This is a genomic window from Pseudomonas japonica, assembly GCF_013522925.1.
In the GTDB taxonomy this organism is placed as follows: domain Bacteria; phylum Pseudomonadota; class Gammaproteobacteria; order Pseudomonadales; family Pseudomonadaceae; genus Aquipseudomonas; species Aquipseudomonas japonica_A.
Genome location: NZ_JAAMQU010000001.1, coordinates 123,266 through 140,927, shown reverse-complemented (window position 1 = coordinate 140,927; position 17,662 = coordinate 123,266). Strand labels below are relative to the sequence as shown.

The window sequence follows — 17,662 nt, the reverse complement described above, 5'->3', positions numbered from 1 at the left end:
CTTACATACGCTCCAGAGTTTCCAGGCCCAGCAGTTCCAGGCCCTGCTTGAGGGTCAGGCCAGTGAGCGCCGCCAGGCGCAGCCGGCTTTGCTGCTGTTCCGGCGTTTCGGCCGCCAGGATCGGGCAGTTTTCGTAAAAGCTGGAGAACAGGCCCGCTACATCGTAGAGGTAGCTGCACAGCACGTGAGGCGTGCCTTTTTCCGCCACGTTGTTCAACACTTCGCCGAATTGCGCCAACTTGGCGGCAAGGTCCTGCTCGTGCGGGGCCTGCAGCACAATTCGGCCTTGCGCTTCGTTGTACCCCTTGCCCAGCTTGCGGAACACACCGGCAACGCGGGTGTAGGCGTACAGCAGGTAAGGCGCGGTGTTGCCTTCGAAGTTGAGCATCAGCTCGAAGTTGAAGCTGTAGTCGCTGGTGCGGTGCTTGGAGAGGTCGGCGTATTTCACCGCGCCAATGCCTACCACCCGGGCGATGTCACGCAGGCGGCTTTCTTCCAGCTCCGGGTTCTTTTCCTTCACCAGGGCGTAGGCGCGCTGTTCGGCCTCGTCGAGCAGGTCGATCAGCTTGACGGTGCCGCCGTCGCGGGTTTTGAACGGGCGGCCGTCAGCGCCGTTCATGGTGCCGAAGCCCATGTGCTCGGGCACCATGCCACTGGTGATGAAACCTGCGCGCCGGGCTACCTCGAACACTTGCTGGAAGTGCAGTGCCTGACGCTGGTCCACGAAATAGAGGGCGCGGTCTGCCTTGAGCACGTTGCTGCGATAGCGAACGGCCGCCAGGTCGGTGGTGGCATAGAGATAGCCGCCGCCGGCCTTTTGCACGATCACCGGCAGCGGGTTGCCTTCGGCGTTCTTGAACTCGTCGAGGAACACGCACTGGGCGCCCTCGCTTTCTACCAGCAGGCCCTTGGCGCGAAGGTCTGCAACCACGCTCGGAAGGTCATCGTTGTAGGCGCTTTCACCCATCACGTCATTGGGGGTGAGGTGAACGTTCAGGCGCTCGTAGGTTTTCTGGCAATGGGACAGCGAGATCGTGTTGAAACGCTTCCACAGCTTCAGGCAATCGGGGTCGCCGGCTTGCAGCTTTACCACCAGGCTGCGCGCACGTTCGGCAAAGGCTTCGGATTCGTCGAAGCGCTTCTTCGCCGCGCGGTAGAAATTCTCCAGATCGGACAACTGGTCGCTGTCCGCCGGGTTCTCCTCGAGGTAGGCCAGCAGCATGCCGAACTGGGTGCCCCAGTCGCCCACATGGTTCTGCCGGATCACCGTGTCGCCGAGGAACTCCAGCACATTGGCCACCGCGTCGCCGATGATGGTCGAGCGCAGGTGGCCAACGTGCATTTCCTTGGCCAGGTTGGGCGCCGAAAGGTCCACCACTACGCGCTGGTTGGCGCTGGCCTTGCGGATGCCCAGGCGACGATCGGCCAGGGCACTGTCGAGCCGAGCGGCCAGTGCTTCGGTGTTCTGGAAGAAGTTGATGAAACCGGGGCCGGCGATTTCAGCCTTGCTCAGCTGAGGGTCGGCAGGCAGGGCAGCGATGACCTTCTCTGCCAGGTCCCGTGGCTTCATGCCGGCAGGCTTGGCCAGCATCATCGCGATATTGCTGGCGAAGTCCCCGTGGGTCTTGTCCCGGGTGTTTTCGACCTGGATCGCGGGCGACAGCCCGGCGGGCAGCACACCGTCCTCGACGAGGCGGGTGAGGGCGTGTTGGATCAGCAGGCGAATAGTGTCTTTCATGATCGTCTCGTGTGCCGCGAGGCGGCGGCGCAGGATGCGCGGGTGGAAAAACGGAGCATTATCCGTTCATGGGCCGGGCTTGCCAACCTTCGTGGCCATTCAATAAAGGTCGATAGGGTCTATATCAAGCGCCCAGCGCACTTGCCGGCCGCCCGGAAGCTGCTCCAACTGCAACACCCAAAGGCTGAGCAAGCGATGCAGCGGTGCCCGAGCGCTGGCTTGCAGCAACAACTGCGAGCGATAACGCCCGGCGCGCCGCTCCATGGGGGCCGGTACCGGGCCCAGCAGCTCTACGCCGGGCACGTTCAAGGTGTCGCGCAAGCGCTCGGCCTCTACGCACGCCTGCTCAAGGAAGGCCTCAGCCTGCCCGGGTTTGTGCGCTTCGGCGCGCAGCAGGGCCAGGTGGCAAAAGGGCGGAAGCCCGGCGGCGCGGCGCTCGCTCAGGGCCTGGGTGGCAAAGGCGGCGTAGCCCTCCTCGGTAAGCTGTACCAGCAGCGGATGATCGGCCATGTGGCTCTGGATGATGGTGCGCCCCGGTTGCTCCGCGCGGCCCGCGCGGCCCGCGACTTGTACGATCAGCTGAGCCATGCGTTCGGCGGCGCGGAAATCCGCGGAAAACAGGCCGCCGTCGGCATCCAGAATGGCCACCAGTGTGACGCGCGGAAAGTGGTGCCCCTTGGCGAGCATCTGGGTGCCTACGAGGATGCACGGCTCGCCGCTTTGAACCTTGCTGTACAGCTGCGCCATTGCCTCCTTGCGCGAGGTGCTGTCGCGGTCTACACGCAGCACTGGCACGTTGGGGAACAGCGTGTTGAGGCGGTCCTCGGCGCGCTCGGTGCCGGCCCCTACGGGGCGCAGGTCTACCGACTGGCATGCCGGGCACTGGCGCGGGCGCGGCGCGGCATGCCCACAGTGATGGCAACGTAGTTCGCCGGAACGCAGGTGGACGGTCATGCGCGCGTCGCACAATGGGCATTCGGAGAGCCAGCCACAGTCGTGGCACAACAAGGTAGGGGCGAAGCCGCGGCGGTTCAGGAACACCAGTACTTGCTGGCCCTGCGCTAGCGTCTGCCCGATGGCCTGTTGCAGCGGAGGGCTCATGCCGCTGTCCAGCGGACGGCTTTTCACGTCCAGGCGCAGATACCGCGGTGGCAACGCGCCGCCAGCACGTTGCTCCATGCGCAGCAGGCCGTAGCGGCCGCTGTGTGCATTGTGCAGGCTTTCCAGTGAAGGGGTGGCCGAGCCCAGCAATACCGGGATGTTGTCTTGGCGGGCGCGGACCACGGCCAGGTCGCGTGCGTGATAGCGCAGGCCTTCCTGCTGTTTATAAGAGCTGTCGTGCTCCTCGTCGACGATGATGATGCCGGGGTTGAGCATGGGCGTGAACAGGGCCGAACGGGTGCCGATGATGATATCGGCATCGCCATCCCTGGCGGCGAGCCAGGCGTCCAGCCGCTCACGATCGTTGACCGCCGAATGCACCAGTGCGATCCGGGCATTGAAACGTTGTTCGAAGCGCTGCAGCGTTTGCGGCCCCAGGTTGATTTCAGGGATCAACACCAGCGCCTGCTTGCCGGCCCGCAGCGTTTCATGAATCAGCTGCAGGTAAACCTCGGTTTTGCCGCTGCCGGTTACACCAGCGAGCAAGAAAGCATGGAAATGCCCGAACCCCGCTTTCACCGCTTCGAAGGCGCTGCGTTGTTCGGGGTTCAGCGGTAGCTCCGGCTGGGCCAGCCAGTGCGCCTGGCGCCGGGCAGGCGCGTGGCTGCGTACTTCCACCTGAGCCAGCCCCTTGGCCAGCAATGCGTCCAGCGCATCCTTGGCCAGCCCCAGGCGGGGCAGCAGGGAGTGAGCGACACCGTGGGGATGTTGCGCCAGCACGGTGAACGCGTCGCGCTGCCGAGGTGCCCGGCCCATTCGGGGGTCATCGCTGCGGGCTGCGGGGGTTACGCTCCAGAAACGCTCCTGCCGGGCCTCAGCAGCCTCGCCCTGGCGCAGCAGGCTCGGCAAGGCCCAGGCCAGGGTGTCCCCCAGGCTGTGCTGGTAATACTGAGCGGTCCACAGGCACAGGTTGAACATCCCGGGCGGTATAGGGGTGGTTTCGTCCAGCAGTGCGATGGCGGCCTTGAGCTTGTCCCGGGGTACATCGGTGCGGTCGCTTACTTCCACCAGAACGCCGATCATTTCGCGCCGGCCAAAGGGCACGCGCAGGCGCATGCCTGGCTGCAAGGCGGCCACGCGCAGGTTCGCCGGCGCCCGATAATCGAACAGGCGGCGCAGCGGCGAGGGCAGGGCAAGGCGCAGGATGACGTCGGGCACGGAGGTTTCCACGGCGAATAGCGAAGCAAGCGCGCAAGCCTACCACCTCGAAGTGACCATCGGTATCCGCTGCGCTTGCGTCACCGCGCGGCTCTGTTAATATGCCGCCCCCAGTACGTGCGGTATCCGGCAATGGTGCCGGGTGGCGGCGCGACAACAGAGGAATTACCCATGAAGCCTGAAATCCATCCGAAATACGAAGCTATCGAAGCTACCTGCAGCTGCGGTAACGTCATCCACACCCGTTCCACCTTGGCCAAGCCGCTGAGCCTGGACGTGTGCAACGAGTGCCACCCGTTCTACACCGGCAAGCAGAAAATGCTGGATACCGGCGGCCGTGTCGATCGCTTCAAGCAGCGCTTCGGCGTGTTCGGCGCCGCGAAAACCAACTAAGGTTCTTCGCGTTGGAAAGCCGTTTCGGCTTGTCCAGGCTGATCAGAAAGGCGTCCCTCGTGGGCGCCTTTTTATTGCCTGCGTTTTTGCCTCTGCCCGCATGGGCCGATTGCCCGGCGCCACCCGCCACGCTCTTGGCGAAGGTGGTGAACGTCGTGGATGGAGACACCCTGCGGCTCGCGGATGGCCGAAGCGTTCGCCTCATCGGCCTCAATACGCCCGAGCTCGCGGGCAAGGGACGCACCGACGAGCCCGGTGCGGTTGCGGCTCGCCGGCGGCTGCAAGCGCTGGTGGAACAGGCAGGTGGGGCGGTCGCCGTGGTGCCCGGCCGTCAGCCGCGCGATCACTACGGGCGCACGCTGGCGAATGTATACACCCCTGACGGGCGCAACCTGGAAGCCCGCCTGCTTGAAGAGGGCCTGGGCTATCAGGTGGTGGTATTGCCCAATGACGCCTTGAGCGAGTGCCATGCACGTGCCGAGCAGCGCGCGCGTGAGGCGGGGATCGGCGTATGGCGGGCCTTCTCGCCGCGCCCGGCGGCGTCTGTCGACCGCGGTGGGTTCGCTGTAGTCGCTGGCAGAGTGCTGTCTGTCCAGCGCAACCGGGGCGGCGTGTGGATGAACCTCGATGGCGGGTTGGTCTTGCATGTCGCAAAGGCCAATGAGGAGTCGTTCGACCTAGGTGCGCTACAGGCAATGCGCGGCCAACCTGTGGAGGCGCGAGGCTGGGTTACCGATCGAGGCCGCCGGTCGGGCGAAGCGGCTAACCGCGCTCGCTGGGTATTGCGGTTGACGGCTCCGGCGATGCTTCAAGCACTGTCTTCTGCACCGAAAGTCGTAGGCGCGAACCCTTGACAGGGGTGACTGGGTAGTCTTGTCGCGACTTTCCTTTGTGCGTATCCTCGGCGATCCGAAAAGTTCAACAGTCAAGCGGAACGCCAACATGTCAGACCTGAAAACTGCCGCTCTCGAATACCATGCCCACCCCCGCCCCGGGAAACTGAGCGTCGAACTCACCAAGGCGACCGCCACCGCGCGCGACCTGTCGCTGGCCTACAGCCCAGGCGTCGCTGAGCCTGTACGTGAAATCGCCCGCGACCCGGAGCTCGCCTACAAGTACACCGGCAAGGGCAACCTGGTAGCAGTGATCTCTGACGGTACCGCCATTCTCGGCCTGGGTAACCTGGGGCCTCTGGCCTCCAAGCCGGTAATGGAAGGCAAGGGCGTTCTGTTCAAGCGCTTCGCTGGCGTGGACGTGTTCGACATCGAAGTGGACGCTGAAAGCCCGCAAGCCTTCATCGACACCGTCAAGCGTATCTCCATCACCTTCGGCGGCATCAACCTTGAAGACATCAAGGCGCCCGAGTGCTTCGAGATCGAGCGTGCACTGATTGAACAGTGCGACATTCCGGTATTCCATGATGACCAGCACGGCACCGCGATCGTGACCGCCGCTGGCATGCTGAACGCGCTGGAAATCGCCGGCAAGCAGCTCGAGGCCGCGAAAATCGTGTGCCTGGGCGCTGGCGCCGCCGCTATCTCCTGCATGAAGCTGCTGGTGAGCATGGGCGCCAAGGTAGAGAACATCTTCATGATCGACCGCGTGGGTGTGATCCATGCTGGCCGTGATGACCTGAACCAGTACAAGGCTGTGTTCGCCCACGAAACCGACAAGCGCACCCTGGCCGATGCCCTGGACGGTGCCGACGTGTTCGTCGGGTTGTCCGGCCCGAACCTGCTCAGCCCTGAGGGCCTGAAGAGCATGGCGCCAAACCCGATCGTGTTCGCGTGCTCCAACCCGGACCCGGAGATTTCTCCGGAACTGGCCCACGCTACCCGCGACGACGTGATCATGGCCACTGGTCGTTCGGACTACCCGAACCAGGTCAACAATGTGCTGGGCTTCCCGTTCATCTTCCGTGGTGCACTGGACGTCCGCGCCAAGCGCATCAACGAGGAAATGAAGATCGCCGCTGCCTACGCCCTGCGCGACCTGGCCAAGCTGCCGGTGCCTCAGGACGTGTGCGATGCCTATAACGTCCCAAGCCTGAGCTTCGGCCGTGAGTACATCATTCCCAAGCCTCTGGACGTACGCTTGATCGACGTGGTGTCCGATGCCGTGGCCAAGGCCGCCATCGAAAGCGGCGTGGCTACCCTGCCGTACCCCTCGAACTACCCGCTCAAGAGCGTGGACGACGTGTTCAAGGGCTGAGCCCTGCGGTAACAAAAAACCGGCCTTGATGGCCGGTTTTTTTATGGTCACGAATCCACTGATGACGCCTTGTAGGAGGGGGGCGCAAGCCCCCGAATTCAGCCTGATAAAGCTACGCGCCCGCCCAAGCGTCAGAACAGGTCCATCGGCGCTGCTTCGTCCGCTGGCAGCGGGCTGCCTGGGGCTGTGCCGTTGCCGATTTCATTGACCGACGGCGGCGTGTCTTCGCTCTTGAACAGCTCGAAGTACGCGTTCGGCGTGGAAGGCGTTGCCGCGCGGCCGCTGACGGGGTCTACCCTCAGGCTTACGATCCCTTCAGGCTCCGGCTGGGTGTGTGGAGGCTTGTCCTTGAGGGCCGCGCCCATGTATTGCATCCAGATCGGCAGCGAAACAGTACCGCCGAATTCCTTGTGGCCCAGCGTTTCGGGTTGGTCGAAGCCCGTCCATACGGTGGTCATGTAGTCGGCGTTGTACCCCGAGAACCAGGCGTCCTTGGAATCGTTGGTGGTACCGGTCTTGCCAGCGATGTCCGGGCGGTTCAACGCCAGGGCCCGTCGGCCGGTGCCTTTCTTGATCACATCCTGCAGCATGCTGGTCAGGATATAGGTCGTGCGCCCGTCGATGATCCTTGGGGCGAATGCCGGTGCAGCGGCCGCGGGAGGCGTGGTTGCGCCTTGTACATCGTTGCCGGTCGCCGTGGTCATCGGTTCGGCGGGTGGCGCGCTGGCCTCCTGCTCGTCGGTAGGCACTACAGGCGGAGCAGCAGTGAACAGCACGTCGCCGTTACGGCTTTCGATCTTCTGGATCAGGTACGGCGTTACCTTGAAGCCACCATTGGCAAAGGCGCTCCAGCCTGTGGCGATTTCCATCGGCGTGAGCGTGGCGGTACCCAAGGCCAGCGACAGGTTGCGAGGCAGGTCCTGGCGGTTGAAGCCGAAGCGGGTGATGTAGTCGATGGTGTGGTCCACGCCCAGGCTTTGCAGCACGCGGATAGACACCAGGTTGCGCGACTTGTACAGCGCTTCGCGCAGGCGAATCGGCCCGAGGAAGGTGTTGGTGTCGTTCTTTGGCCGCCATACCTTGTCCACCGCCTCGTCCACGAACACGATCGGCGCGTCGTTCACCAGGCTGGCTGGGGTGTAGCCGTTGTCCAGCGCTGCGCTATAGATGAATGGCTTGAAGCTCGAACCCGGTTGCCGCTTGGCCTGCATGGCGCGGTTATAGTTGCTTTGCTCGAAGGCAAAGCCCCCCACCAGGGCCTTGATTGCGCCGTCGTGCGGGTCGAGAGAGACCAGTGCGCTCTGTGCCGTGGGTACCTGGCTGAATTTCAGGCTGCCATCCGGCAGGCGCTGTACGCGGATCAGGTCACCGATCTGCGCCACGTCCGCCGGCTGGCTGGGCGCGCGGCCCTGGCTGTTGGTGTTGATGAACGGCCGCGCCCATTTCATGGTTTCCCAGGCGACATGCTCTTCCTTGTCGTCCCGGTTCAGTACGGTAAGGCCGGCCTTGTCCACGTGGGTAACGATCACAGGCTCCAGCGTATTGAGCGTGCGCTGGCGCGCCAGCTCTGCCAGCCAGGCTTCGCGGGTCTTGCCTGGAAGCCGCGATTCAGGCCCACGGTAACCATGCCGCTGGTCATAGGTAGCCAGCCCGTCCAGCACGGCCTTGTTGGCAATTTCCTGAAGGGTGCTTGGCACCGTCGTGGTTACACGGAAGCCTTCGGTATAGGCGTCGCTGCCATAGCGGCCGACCATTTCGGCCCGTGCCATCTCGGCGATATAGGGGGCGTTCACTTCCGGCGTGGGCACGTGATAACTGGCGTTGATCGGTTCAGCCAGTGCTGCCTGGTAGCTGGCTTCGTCGATCTTGCCCAGCTTGTACATCCGCCCGAGGATCCAGTCACGCCGCTCCTTCGCCCGCGCGGCGTTAGCCAGCGGATTGAAGCGCGACGGGGCCTTGGGCAGGCCGGCGATCATCGCCATCTGCGCCAGGCTGCAGTCCCGGATGGACTTGCCGTAGTACACCTGCGCCGCCGCTTCGATGCCGTACGCGCGGTTGCCCAGGTAAATCTTGTTTACATAGAGTTCGAGGATCTCGTCCTTGGTCAGCTGACGCTCGATCTGCAACGCCAGAAGGATCTCGTTCGTCTTGCGCGAGAAACTGCGCTCGCTGCTCAGGAAGTAGTTCTTGGCCACCTGCATGGTGATCGTACTGCCGCCGGTCTGGATGTGCCCGCTACGTAGCAGCTGGCTGGCGGCGCGCACCAGGCTGGAAGGGTCTACCCCATAGTGGTTCTCGAAGTTGTCATCTTCGGCCGAAAGCAGCGCCTGGATGAAGTGAGGCGGGATGTCAGAAAACCGGATCGGCGAGCGGCGCATTTCGCCGAATTCTGCTATCAATTTGCCGTCGCTGCTGTATACCCGTAAGGGAATTTGCAACTGAACGCTTTTGAGAGCCTCCACAGAGGGCAGGCCGGGGCTAAGATACAGGTAGGCGCCGCTCAGCCCGAGCAGAAGCCCGCAGACCACAGCGAGGATGGACCAGCAGAAAAACTTGAGCAGGCGGATCAAGGCTTTCGGATTTCCAGTAAGAATAAGGGCTTGGCCGTAGGGCGGGCCAAGGCAGAAAAAGCGCTCGGCATTATAAGCATTTTGTTGTGGAGCGTCATTTGCGCTTCTGTCAAGACTGCTATTAAATGCCGTTTACCATAAACGGTCCGTAAGTCTCGGATAGTGCTAGGGAATCAGTAGTGCTAGGACTCTTCAGCAAGAAAGCGAACTCGCTTCTGGGGATCGACATCAGCTCTACCTCGGTCAAGCTGCTGGAGCTTAGCCGCGTCGGCGACCGCTTCAAGGTAGAGTCGTATGCTGTCGAGCCATTGCCTGCCAACGCCGTGGTCGAGAAGAACATCGCCGAGCTCGAAGGCGTCGGCAACGCTTTGCTTCGCGTGGTGACCAAGGCGCGTACCGCTACCCGTGGCGTCGCCCTGGCCGTTTCCGGTTCCGCGGTCATCACCAAGTCCATCGAGATGGACGCGGGTATGACCGACGACGAGATGGAAAACCAGCTCAAGCTCGAAGCCGACCAATACATCCCTTATCCGCTGGAAGAAGTCGCTATCGACTTCGAAGTGCAGGGCCCCTCGGCGCGCAACCCCGAGCGCGTAGAAGTGCTCCTCGCCGCGTGCCGCAAGGAAAACGTCGAGGTACGTGAGGCCGCGCTTGCGGTGGCAGGCCTGAATGCCCGTGTGGTGGACGTCGAAGCCTATGCCCTGGAGCGCGCGTTCGGGCTGCTGGCCCCGCAGCTGCGCAATGGCGACCAGCCATTAACCGTGGCGGTGGTGGACGTAGGCGCTACCATGACCACCCTGAGCGTTATCCACAATGGGCGGATCATCTACACCCGTGAGCAGTTGTTCGGTGGCCGCCAGCTCACCGAGGAAATTCAGCGTCGTTACGGGTTGAGCGTCGAGGAAGCGGGCCTTGCCAAGAAGCAGGGCGGCTTGCCGGACGACTACGTCGCCGAAGTGCTGCAGCCGTTTCGCGAGGCGGTGGTTCAGCAGGTATCGCGCTCGTTACAGTTCTTTTTTGCAGCGGGGCAGTTCAATCAGGTTGACTATATCGTGCTTGCCGGCGGCACGGCCTCCCTGGCAGGCCTGGATCAACTGATCCAGCAACGGATCGGCACGCCTACGCTGGTCGCCAACCCCTTCGCAGACATGGCGCTCAACAGCAAGGTGAATGCCGGCGCGCTGGCCAGCGATGCCCCCGCGCTGATGATCGCTTGCGGGCTGGCGCTCAGGAGCTTCGACTGATGGCACGCATCAACCTGTTGCCCTGGCGCGACCAGCAGCGCGAGGAGCGCAAGAAGCATTTCCTGATCCTGCTGGCGGCGGTGGTAGTGTTCTGCGGTGGGGTGATCTTTCTGGCAGACCAGTTCATCAAGGGCCAGATCGAGCGCCAGACAGCCCGCAATACTTACCTGCAAACCCAGAATGCCAATCTCGACCAGCGGATCAAGGCCATCAGCGACTTGAAAGCCCGGCGCAAGCAATTGCTTGCCCGGATGCGCATCATCCAGGACCTGCAAGGCAACCGACCGATCATCGGGCGGATTTTCGATCAACTGGTACGTACTCTTCCCGATGGTGTGTATTTCTCTGACGTGAAGATGACCGGCAAGCAGATCGACATCGCTGGCGCGGCTGAATCCAACAATCGGGTATCGGACCTGATGCGCAACCTGGACGCCTCGCCCTGGCTTGAAGCACCCACCTTGACCGAAGTAAAGGCCAAGACCGATGCCGAGACCAACCTGTTCCAGCTGTCCGTACGGCAAACCGCGCCTACGGTGGAGGAGGATGACAAATGAACATGGCAGGGTGGCTTGAAAGCCTGCGCAAGGTCGAGCTGAGCGAGCTCGATATCAACAACGTTGGCTCGTGGCCAGCGCCGGTGAAAGGCATTGCCGCCGTGTTGCTCGGGCTGCTTTTGCTGGGGCTGGGCTATTACTTTCATATCCAGGACCTGGAAGCAGACCTCGACACCCAGGTGGTGCAGGAACAGGCCCTGAGGGATCAGTACACGGCCAAGGCCTTCCAGGCGGCGAACCTGGAAGCCTACACCGCCCAGATGAAGGAAATGGAAACCTCCTTCGGCGCGATGCTCCGCCAGCTGCCCAGTGATACCGAAGTGCCCGGCCTGCTTGAGGACATAACCCGCGCTGGTTTGGGTGCCGGGCTCGAGTTCGAGGAAATCAAGCTCTTGCCTGAAACGGCCCAGCAGTTCTATATCGAGCTGCCTATCCAGATCACCGTGACGGGCAACTACCATGACCTTGCCACTTTCGTCAGCGGCGTGGCCAGCCTGCCACGGATCGTTACCCTGCACGATTTCGACGTAAAGCCGGCCAGCGAAGACAACGCGTCCCAGCTGCGGATGCAGATCCTCGCCAAGACCTACCGGTATAACGACAAGGGGCTGACGCAATGAGGGCGTGGGTCAATGCAGGGATGCTTTTTGTAGTACTGGCGCTCTCCGGGTGCGGCGGTTCGGACGATTTTTCCGATATCGACGCCTTTCTCAAGGAGGTCAACGAAAAGCCCAAGGGAACAATCGAACCGATTCCCCGTTTTCAGGCGTATCAGGCGTTCACGTACCAGGCGTCCGACATGCGCAGCCCGTTCCAGCCGCCCATTCGGGTGGAGCAGGCGAACCGGCAAAAAGGGTCGCGAGACATACACCCGGATCCGAACCGGGTTAAGCAGTTCCTCGAAGGCTTCAATATCGAAGACTTCGAAATGGTCGGCACCCTCGCCAACGGCTCGGGGAAATTTGCCCTTATGAAAGGCGGTGGCGGGGTGCATCGGGTGAAGGTAGGCGACTACATTGGCGAGAACGACGGAAAGATCGTTGCCATCAGCGACACAGAAGTCGATGTCGTGGAACTCGTTCCGGACGGCGAAGGCGGGTGGCTCGAACGGCCACGCGCCATTCTGCTCAAGGAACCGTCCTGACGGGTTGGTCAAGCATGCTCAGTGGAACCATACAATGAACAGGATTTTCTCCGCCCTTGGCGTCGCGCTGGTCGCGTTGCTGGCGTCACCAGCCCTGCTGGCGGCCACCCTCAAGACCCTCGACGTGGCTGCGTTGCCCGGCGACCGTATCGAACTGAAGCTGTCGTTCGACAGCCCGGTTACCGCGCCGCGCGGCTATACAACCGAAGATCCGGCCCGCATCGCACTGGATTTCCCGGGGGTGGTTACCGCCGTCGCCACGCGAAGCCGTGACCTGGGTGTGGGGAATGCGCGCACCCTGGCCCTGATCGAGGCGAAGGACCGTACGCGGCTGATCGTCAACCTCGCTACCCTCGTGCCCTACAGCACCCGGGTAGAAGGCAACAATGTATTCGTGCTGATCGGCCAGGGCGCCAATGCGGTTCAGTCTTCCGCGCCCGCCGCAGGAGGCGCCGTGGCTTCGGCTCCCGCCGCTCCGGCCAATCGGGCCGCGCCGGCCGTTGCCACGCCCAGGCCGGCCGTATCTGCCCCTGCGGGCAGGGCCATCCGTAGCGTGGACTTCCAGCGGGGCCCGCTGGGTGAAGGCAATGTGGTTATCGACCTGAGCGACCCGACCATCAGCCCCGACGTAAAGGAGCAGGGCGGCCAGATCATCGTCAGCTTCGCCAGAACTGCGCTTCCCGATCCGCTGCGCTTGCGGCTGGATGTGAAAGACTTCGCCACGCCGGTGCAGTTCGTGAGCTCGACCGTTGCCGGTGACAACGCCACGGTGACCATCGAACCCTCGGGCGCCTTCGACTACTCCGCCTACCAGACCGAGAACAAGCTCACCCTGAGCGTGCGCCCGCTTACCAACGAAGACCTGCAGCGCCGCAACGCCGACCGCAACGTGTACACCGGTGAGAAGCTGTCGCTGAATTTCCAGGACATCGATGTACGGTCGGTGCTGCAGTTGATCGCCGACTTCACCAACCTCAACCTGGTTGCCAGCGACACCGTGCAGGGTGGGATTACCCTGCGCCTGCAGAATGTACCGTGGGATCAGGCGCTGGATCTGGTGCTCAAGACCAAAGGCCTGGACAAGCGCAAGGTTGGCAACGTATTGCTCGTGGCACCTGCTGATGAGATCGCCGCGCGCGAACGGCAAGAGCTCGAGTCCCAGAAACAGCTTCAGGAGCTGGCGCCACTGCGTCGCGACCTGATCCAGGTGAACTACGCCAAGGCCGCGGACATCGCCAAGCTGTTCCAGTCCGTTACCGGCTCGAAAGATAACGCCGATGCCCGTGGCTCCATTACCGTGGATGACCGCACCAACAGCATCATCGCCTATCAGACCCAGGACAGCCTGGACGAGCTGCGGCGCATCGTGGCCCAGCTGGACATCCCGGTGCGCCAGGTGATGATCGAGGCGCGTATCGTTGAAGCCAACGTGGGTTACGACAAGGCCCTGGGCGTGCGCTGGGGTGGTACCTCCACGGGCCATGGCAACACGACGGTGTACGGCCTGGACGACAATGGCGACGAAGCCGGCAATACCGGCAGTGACGTGGGCACCAACGTACCCTTCGTGGACATGGGTGTCGCCGATGCAACCTCCGGTATTGGCCTGGGCTTTGTGACCAATAACACCTTGATCGACCTGGAACTCAGCGCCATGGAAAGCACAGGCAATGGCGAGGTGGTCTCCCAGCCCAAGGTGGTAACGTCCGATAAAGAAACCGCCAAGATCCTCAAGGGCCAGGAGATTCCGTATCAGGAATCCAGCTCCAGCGGTGCCACCACGGTATCCTTCAAGGAGGCATCGCTGTCCCTCGAGGTCACGCCGCAGATCACGCCAGACAACCGCATCATCATGGAAGTGAAGGTGACCAAGGATGCCCCCGACTACCTCAACGAGGTACTGGGGGTGCCGCCGATCGACAAGAACGAGGTGAACGCCAAGGTACTGGTCAATGACGGGGAAACCATTGTTATCGGTGGTGTGTTCTCCAACAACCAGACCAAAACGACGGACAAGGTGCCATTTCTCGGCGATGTGCCGTATGTTGGGCGCCTATTCCGCCGGGACGTGGTCTCGGAATCCAAATCCGAACTGCTGGTGTTCCTGACTCCCCGTATCATGAACAATCAGGCGATTGCTGTGAGTCATTGATTCTGTGCGAAATCTGATACTCGTTGGGCCGATGGGCGCGGGCAAAAGCACCATCGGCCGCTTGCTTGCCAAAGAGTTGCGTCTTCCCTTCCGGGATTCGGACAAGGAAATCGAAACACGCTGTGGCGCGAACATTCCCTGGATCTTCGATCAGGAAGGCGAAGCGGGCTTTCGTGAACGCGAGCATGCCATGCTGGCCGAGCTTTGCGCCTACGACGGCGTGGTGCTGGCCACCGGAGGCGGTGCAGTGATGCGCGATGCCAATCGCGAAATCCTGCGGGCCGGAGGCCGGGTGGTGTATCTTCATGCGTCGGTGGAACAGCAGGTTGGGCGCACCGCGCGGGACCGCAACCGGCCGTTGCTACGCACCGCCAACCCCGAGGCTACCCTGCGCGCCCTGCTGGCGCTGCGCGATCCGTTGTACCGGGAAATCGCCGACCTGGTTGTGGAAACGGATGAGCGCCCTCCACGGATGGTAGTGCTCGATATCCTCGAACGCCTGCGGCACCTCGCTCCACGGTGACGCGGCGGCAAACCTGACCAACGGCCCTTGGGGCCCGGATCCGCTTGACTATGCACACACTCAAGGTCGAATTGGCCGAACGTACCTACCCGATTCACATCGGTGAGAACCTGCTTGGCAATCCCGAGCTGTTGCAGCCGTACCTGGCAGGCCGTCAGGTAGCCGTGGTCACCAACGAAACCGTGGGGCCGCTGTACCTGGAGCAGCTGAGCAAGGCTCTGGAGGGGCGCTCCGTGCTCCCGGTGGTGCTGCCGGATGGCGAAGCCTATAAAAACTGGGAAACCCTGCAGACCATCTTCGATGCGCTGCTGGGGGGCCGCCATGATCGACGTACCACGGTGATTGCCCTGGGCGGCGGCGTGGTAGGGGACATGGCCGGCTTTGCCGCCGCCTGCTATCAGCGGGGTGTGGACTTCATCCAGGTGCCGACCACGCTGCTGTCCCAGGTCGATTCCTCCGTGGGTGGCAAGACCGGGATCAACCACCCGCTGGGCAAGAACATGATCGGGGCGTTCTATCAGCCCAAGGCTGTGCTGATCGACACCGCCACCCTGCGCTCGCTGCCCGCTCGCGAGCTTTCCGCGGGGCTTGCGGAGGTGATCAAGTATGGGCTGATCCACGATGAGCCGTTCCTCAGTTGGCTCGAGGAGCACATGAGCGCCTTGGTGGCGGTCGATCAGGTTGCGCTGACAGAGGCGATCAGCCGCTCTTGCGCGGCCAAGGCGCTGGTAGTGAATGCGGATGAGCGAGAAGCCGGCGTACGCGCCACGTTGAACCTGGGCCATACCTTCGGCCACGCCATCGAGACCCAGATGGGGTATGGTGTGTGGCTGCACGGCGAGGCGGTGGCGGCAGGTACCGCCATGGCGCTGGAAATGTCCATGCGCCTGGGCTGGATCGATCAGGCCGCGCGTGACCGCGGTATCCGTCTGTTGCTTCGTGCCGGGTTACCGGTAGTGCCGCCGGCCGAAATGAGCGCGGACGATTTTCTTCGGCACATGGCCGTGGACAAGAAAGTGGTCGATGGTCGCATGCGCCTGGTGCTATTGCGCCAGCTGGGCGAAGCGGTGGTTACCGACGACTACGCACCCGAGATACTACAGGCCACGCTGACAGCGGATTACCGCGCTATCGTGGATCAGCTTCGAGGTTAACGAGAGTTCGATGACAAGTTTGCATGCCGATGAGGCCTTCCTCGGCCACTATCAACTGGAACACGATCCCTTCGCTGCTCGGGTGCCGGGATTCAAGTTCTTCCCTGCCCAGCGCAAGCCGGTACTGGGCCAACTGCATCACCTTGCGCGTTACAGCCAATTGATGCTCGTGGTTACGGGGCCCCATGGCAGTGGCAAGACCTTGCTGCGCCAGGCCCTGGTAGCCAGCACCAACAAGCAATCGGTGGTAAGCGTGGTGGTGTCCGCACGGGGCGCCGGCGATGCGGCCGGCGTGCTGGGCCAGATTGCCCAAGGCGTGGGCTGCGCCGAGGCTGGTATCGATGCCCTTCTGCACCGGGTGGTTCAGCTCGGGCTCACCGGGCAGGAAGTGTACCTGCTGGTGGACGATGCGGAACAACTTGACGAATCGGGGCTCGAAGCCCTGCTGGAACTGGCAGGCGGCGTGCCCGAAGGGCGGCCGCATGTGTTCCTCTTCGGTGAGCCTTCACTGGTATCGCTGCTGGAACAACAGGAAAGCGGGCCCGAGCGCTATCACATCATCGAGCTGCAGCCCTACACACTTGAAGAAACACGCGAATATCTGGCGCAGCGCCTGGAAGGCGCCGGCAAAGGTATCGCATTGTTCAGCAACGAGCAGATCGCGGACATCCACGAGTCATCCGGCGGCTGGCCTGGGCCTATCAACCAGGTTGCGCGGGACTCGATGATCGAGGCAATGATCGCCAGTCGCTCCGCGGGTAAGCGACCATCCATAGGACTTAAAATGCCTAAGAAATACCTGTTGGCCCTCTCTGCCGTGGTAGTGATCATTGTCGCTGCCGCTGGCCTGCTGTCGGGCCACAACAAGGCGCCAGCTCCGGCGGGCGAGCAAGCGCAACTCCCCTTGGGCGAGGGGCAGCCTGGGGGCGCCCAACCGAACCAGGACGGTAATCCCGCCATCGAGTTCGCCGGTAATTCCAAGCCGTTGCCCCTCAACGGCCAGCCTGTCATGCGTGAACCCCTGGCTTCCGCTGCGGGCGCCGAGGATGACGACGGCGCGCCTACCGTCGACGGTAGCGCAAGCAGCCAACCGCCGATGGTCACCACCAGCGCACCACCTGTGGGTGTACCGGCCGGCCCTGCGACTACGCCAGTTCCGGTGCCTTCCACTCCGGCGCCGCAGCCGGTTGAGCCGATCGCCACCAGCAAGCCGGCCCCCGCGACCAAGCCAGCGCCTGCGCCTGCGCAGCAATTGGCCATGGCCAAACCCGCGCCGGTCAAGCCCGTTGAAAAACCAGCGGACAAACCTACCGCCAAGGCGTCGGGCTCCAGCTGGTATACCGCTCAATCCCCGGGCAGCTATGTGGTGCAAATCTTCGGCACCAGCTCGGAGAGCGCGGCGCAGTCCTATGTGCGCGAGCAGGGCGGCGAGTACCGCTACTTCAAGAAAACGCTGCAGGGCAAACCTCTATACGTAGTCACTTACGGTAGCTTTGCAAACCGTGCCGCAGCGGTTGCCGCCATCAAGAACTTGCCAGCGAAGGTCCAGGCTGGTAAACCATGGCCTAGAACTGTCGCAAGCGTCCAACAAGAGCTCGCCTCAGCCCACTGATGGCCCGGTGGCGTATCCTCGCCACCGCCTGACGTCCCCCGAGTC

Annotated in this window: 14 protein-coding genes; 11 read left to right on the top strand and 3 right to left on the bottom strand. The window is 62.8% G+C overall.

The genetic code is table 11. The annotated features are described in order from the left end of the window. Position 1 precedes the first annotated feature (1 nt). Together argS and G7016_RS00610 are read right to left on the bottom strand one after the other, a co-directional pair. A complete protein-coding gene (gene argS, locus G7016_RS00615; protein ID WP_181110899.1) occupies positions 2 to 1,738 on the bottom strand; it encodes an arginine--tRNA ligase in 1,737 nt (578 codons plus the stop codon). 99 nt (positions 1,739 to 1,837) lie between these two features. Further along, positions 1,838 to 4,057 carry a primosomal protein N' gene (locus G7016_RS00610; protein ID WP_181110898.1) on the bottom strand — a complete coding sequence of 740 codons (2,220 nt, stop codon included), beginning with the start codon at positions 4,055 to 4,057 and terminating at the stop codon, positions 1,838 to 1,840. A 171-nt stretch (positions 4,058 to 4,228) separates the two neighbouring features. Between G7016_RS00610 and rpmE the strand changes: the two genes are divergently transcribed. The 3 genes from rpmE (at position 4,229) to G7016_RS00595 (ending at position 6,661) form a co-directional block, all read left to right on the top strand. Further along, positions 4,229 to 4,450 carry a 50S ribosomal protein L31 gene (gene rpmE, locus G7016_RS00605; protein WP_181110897.1) on the top strand — a complete coding sequence of 74 codons (222 nt, stop codon included), beginning with the start codon at positions 4,229 to 4,231 and terminating at the stop codon, positions 4,448 to 4,450. 59 nt (positions 4,451 to 4,509) lie between these two features. Continuing rightward, on the top strand, positions 4,510 to 5,304 hold the full coding sequence (locus tag G7016_RS00600; RefSeq protein WP_308812119.1) for a thermonuclease family protein: 795 nt from the start codon (positions 4,510 to 4,512) through the stop codon (positions 5,302 to 5,304). Positions 5,305 to 5,392: 88 nt separating this feature from the next. Further along, entirely contained in the window at positions 5,393 to 6,661 is a 1,269-nt protein-coding gene (locus G7016_RS00595) for a malic enzyme-like NAD(P)-binding protein (RefSeq protein WP_181110895.1), read from the top strand. Positions 6,662 to 6,792: 131 nt separating this feature from the next. Here the strand turns inward: G7016_RS00595 and G7016_RS00590 are convergent, their stop codons facing one another. Beyond that, a complete protein-coding gene (locus tag G7016_RS00590) occupies positions 6,793 to 9,228 on the bottom strand; it encodes a penicillin-binding protein 1A (RefSeq protein ID WP_375139670.1) in 2,436 nt (811 codons plus the stop codon). A gap of 182 nt (positions 9,229 to 9,410) precedes the next feature. Here G7016_RS00590 and G7016_RS00585 point away from each other — a divergent pair, with 182 nt between their 5' ends. Genes G7016_RS00585 through G7016_RS00550 form a run of 8 tightly spaced genes read left to right on the top strand, consistent with a single transcriptional unit; the run spans position 9,411 to position 17,617 of the window. Then, on the top strand, positions 9,411 to 10,475 hold the full coding sequence (locus G7016_RS00585; protein WP_181110893.1) for a pilus assembly protein PilM: 1,065 nt from the start codon (positions 9,411 to 9,413) through the stop codon (positions 10,473 to 10,475). After that, positions 10,475 to 11,032 (top strand): PilN domain-containing protein, encoded by a 558-nt coding sequence (locus G7016_RS00580; RefSeq protein ID WP_181110892.1) that lies wholly within the window; start codon positions 10,475 to 10,477, stop codon positions 11,030 to 11,032. Before G7016_RS00585 ends, G7016_RS00580 begins: the two co-directional genes overlap by 1 nt. Next, positions 11,029 to 11,652: a type 4a pilus biogenesis protein PilO gene (gene pilO / locus G7016_RS00575; protein WP_181110891.1), complete on the top strand. Its 624-nt coding sequence runs from the start codon at positions 11,029 to 11,031 to the stop codon at positions 11,650 to 11,652. The genes G7016_RS00580 and pilO overlap by 4 nt, the downstream gene beginning before the upstream one ends. Further along, complete coding sequence (locus G7016_RS00570) at positions 11,649 to 12,176, top strand: pilus assembly protein PilP (protein ID WP_181110890.1); 528 nt, start codon at positions 11,649 to 11,651, stop codon at positions 12,174 to 12,176. The genes pilO and G7016_RS00570 overlap by 4 nt, the downstream gene beginning before the upstream one ends. A gap of 34 nt (positions 12,177 to 12,210) precedes the next feature. Further along, a complete protein-coding gene (locus G7016_RS00565) occupies positions 12,211 to 14,328 on the top strand; it encodes a type IV pilus secretin PilQ (RefSeq protein WP_181110889.1) in 2,118 nt (705 codons plus the stop codon). A gap of 4 nt (positions 14,329 to 14,332) precedes the next feature. Continuing rightward, positions 14,333 to 14,851 (top strand): shikimate kinase AroK, encoded by a 519-nt coding sequence (gene aroK, locus G7016_RS00560; RefSeq protein WP_181110888.1) that lies wholly within the window; start codon positions 14,333 to 14,335, stop codon positions 14,849 to 14,851. Between the two features lie 50 nt (positions 14,852 to 14,901). Then, positions 14,902 to 16,005 carry a 3-dehydroquinate synthase gene (aroB, locus tag G7016_RS00555; RefSeq protein WP_181110887.1) on the top strand — a complete coding sequence of 368 codons (1,104 nt, stop codon included), beginning with the start codon at positions 14,902 to 14,904 and terminating at the stop codon, positions 16,003 to 16,005. Between the two features lie 10 nt (positions 16,006 to 16,015). Beyond that, a complete protein-coding gene (locus G7016_RS00550; RefSeq protein ID WP_181110886.1) occupies positions 16,016 to 17,617 on the top strand; it encodes an AAA family ATPase in 1,602 nt (533 codons plus the stop codon). Positions 17,618 to 17,662: the final 45 nt, after the last annotated feature.

Coding starts and splice junctions, on each gene's coding strand:
- argS (WP_181110899.1), bottom strand. CDS start 1,738: ATGAAAGACACTATTCGCCTGCTGATCCAACACGCCCTCACCCGCCTC.
- rpmE (WP_181110897.1), top strand. CDS start 4,229: ATGAAGCCTGAAATCCATCCGAAATACGAAGCTATCGAAGCTACCTGC.
- G7016_RS00595 (WP_181110895.1), top strand. CDS start 5,393: ATGTCAGACCTGAAAACTGCCGCTCTCGAATACCATGCCCACCCCCGC.
- G7016_RS00580 (WP_181110892.1), top strand. CDS start 10,475: ATGGCACGCATCAACCTGTTGCCCTGGCGCGACCAGCAGCGCGAGGAG.
- pilO (WP_181110891.1), top strand. CDS start 11,029: ATGAACATGGCAGGGTGGCTTGAAAGCCTGCGCAAGGTCGAGCTGAGC.
- G7016_RS00570 (WP_181110890.1), top strand. CDS start 11,649: ATGAGGGCGTGGGTCAATGCAGGGATGCTTTTTGTAGTACTGGCGCTC.
- G7016_RS00565 (WP_181110889.1), top strand. CDS start 12,211: ATGAACAGGATTTTCTCCGCCCTTGGCGTCGCGCTGGTCGCGTTGCTG.
- aroB (WP_181110887.1), top strand. CDS start 14,902: ATGCACACACTCAAGGTCGAATTGGCCGAACGTACCTACCCGATTCAC.
- G7016_RS00550 (WP_181110886.1), top strand. CDS start 16,016: ATGACAAGTTTGCATGCCGATGAGGCCTTCCTCGGCCACTATCAACTG.